General features: G+C 74.9%; 2 protein-coding genes. One reads left to right on the top strand and one right to left on the bottom strand.

What is annotated here, in order from left to right; translation table 11 throughout:
* On the top strand, window positions 1-1,127 hold a 1,127-nt coding region (locus N4P33_RS34775), incomplete at its 5' end, for a bifunctional 3'-5' exonuclease/DNA polymerase (protein ID WP_260830904.1).
* On the opposite strand, the gene N4P33_RS34770 is transcribed toward N4P33_RS34775, so the two are convergent.
* The coding region (locus N4P33_RS34770; RefSeq protein ID WP_260830903.1) for a tetratricopeptide repeat protein at window positions 1,128-2,250 on the bottom strand (1,123 nt) is incomplete at its 5' end. It abuts the gene before it with no gap.

Below are 2,250 nucleotides of genomic sequence, written 5' to 3'. Positions count from 1 at the left end.
ACGACCTGCTCGGCGAGCGGTACGCGGGCGGCGGCGAGCCCCGCCGGCTGGCCGAGCTCGCCGACGAGGTGTCCGCCGCCTTCGGCCGCCGCGTGCGGCCCGATCTGCCGGCCGATGTCGTCAAGGCGTTCGCGCAGGCCGGCGTCAAGATCACCTCGACCCGCCGCTGGGAGCTCGAGAACATCGATCACCCCGCGGTGAAACCACTGATCGAGTACAAGAAGCTGTACCGCATCTGGGTCGCCCACGGCTGGTCCTGGCTCCAGGACTGGGTGCGCGACGGCCGCTTCCGGCCCGAGTTCCTCGCGGGCGGCACGGTCACCGGCCGCTGGGTGACCAACGGCGGGGGCGGCCTGCAGATCCCCAAGGTGATCCGCCGCGCGGTGGTCGCCGACCCGGGCTGGCGGCTCGTCGTCGCCGACGCCGACCAGATGGAACCCCGGGTGCTCGCGGCGATCTCCCGCGACCCCGGGCTGATGGAGGTCGCCGGGCGCGAGAGCGACCTGTACCAGTCGGTGTCCGACCGGGCCTTCTCCGGCGACCGCGCCCAGGCCAAACTCGCCGTGCTCGGCGCGGTCTACGGCCAGACCTCCGGCGACGGCCTGAAGAACCTCGCCGCGCTCAGACGCCGCTTCCCGAAGGCGGTGGCGTACGTCGACGACGCCGCCCGCGCCGGCGAGGAGGGCCGTCTCGTACGGACCTGGCTGGGCCGCACCTGCCCACCGGCCGCCCGTGCGAGCGACGACGCGGCGGAGGAGGCGGGCATCCCGGTCACCGGGGACGACCAGGACCCCGACACCACCCGGCCGTGGGTCCCCGGCTACGCCTCGACCGACGCCCGCGCGCGGGGCCGCTTCGCCCGCAACTTCGTGGTCCAGGGCAGCGCCGCCGACTGGGCCCTGCTGCTGCTCGCCGCGCTGCGCCGGGCGCTGGCGGACAGGGCGGCCGAGCTGGTGTTCTTCCAGCACGACGAGGTGATCGTGCACTGTCCCGAGGAGGAGGCGCAGACGGTGGTGGCGGCGATCCGGGAGGCGGCGGACGTGGCGGGGCGGCTGACCTTCGGGGAGACGCCGGTGCGGTTCCCGTTCAGCACGGCGGTGGTGGAGTGCTATGCCGACGCCAAGTGATCAGCAGGCGTGCGGGACGGGGCCGCCGGCGGTCAGCAGCTCGCGCAGTTCCCCGAGCACCGCCTGCTCGTCCGTGCCGTCCAGCGCGGTGAGAGCCGAGCGCCACTGTGCGTACGCCTCGCTCATACGGCCCCACCTGCGCAGCAGCAGCCCGTACTGGTGGCGGGCGAGACCCGCCGTGTAGCGGTCGGCGCGGTCGTCGGCGCGGCGGAGCAGCTCCTCGCACTCGCGTGCGGCGTGCCCGGTGCGGCCCAGCAGCCGCAGGGCGCGGACCAGGCCGAGCCGGGTCTGGGACTCGCCGTGCCAGTCCCCGTGGCTGCCGAGGATGCGCAGGCTCTCCTCGAAGTGGGGCAGGGCGGCGGCCGGTTCACCGAGGCTGAGGTGGGCGTAGCCGATGTTGCAGTGCGCCGAGTGCTGCACGATGACGGCGCCGATCTCGTCCCCGAGGGCGAGTGACAGCCGGTGCTGCTCGATGGCGGCGCGCGGATCGGTGTGCTCGTAGAGGTTGCCGAGGTGGCTGCGGGTGACGGCCTCGCCGTAGGGGTCGTTCAGCTGCCGCGAGTAGGCGAGGCTCTGCCGGAGCGCCTCGCCGGACTCGGCGTACCGGCCGAGCCCTTCGAGCAGCAGCCCGCGGTTGTTGAGGCACCGCCGGATCCGGGAGGCCGCGTCGAGCCGGCGCCAGATCTCCAGCGCGCGGTCGGTGAGGGCGAGGGCCTCGCCCAGCCGTCCGGCCAGGAAGTGCACCCCGGCGAGATCGCCCAGGGCGTACGCCTCGGCGGCCTCGTCCCCGAGCCGCCGCGCCACCCGGAGCGCGACCCGCCCGAGCACCTCCAGCTCGGCGACGCGCCCGCCGCGCAGGAGGTAGGGGTAGAGGAGGCGCAGCAGGACGGAGAGGGTGGCGCGGACGCCGTGGCCGCCCGTGTCGTCGGCGTACCGCTCGGCGTGCTCGACCAGCGTGACGACGTTCTCCAGCTCCCGGTCACCCCAGGCGAAGGCCGCCTCGGCGTCGGCGAAGGGCGGCACGGCGTCGACGTGGGCCGCGTGCCCGGGCGGCTGTGAGGGGGTCGGCCGGCGCCGGTCGTCCTGGTCGAGCCCGGGTTCGACGATCGCGGTGAGGGTGCGT

The sequence above is a fragment of the Streptomyces sp. 15-116A genome, from assembly GCF_025290915.1.
Taxonomy (GTDB): domain Bacteria; phylum Actinomycetota; class Actinomycetes; order Streptomycetales; family Streptomycetaceae; genus Streptomyces.
Note: the sequence above shows the minus strand (reverse complement) of the source record. Positions and strands in the feature narration are given on the sequence as shown.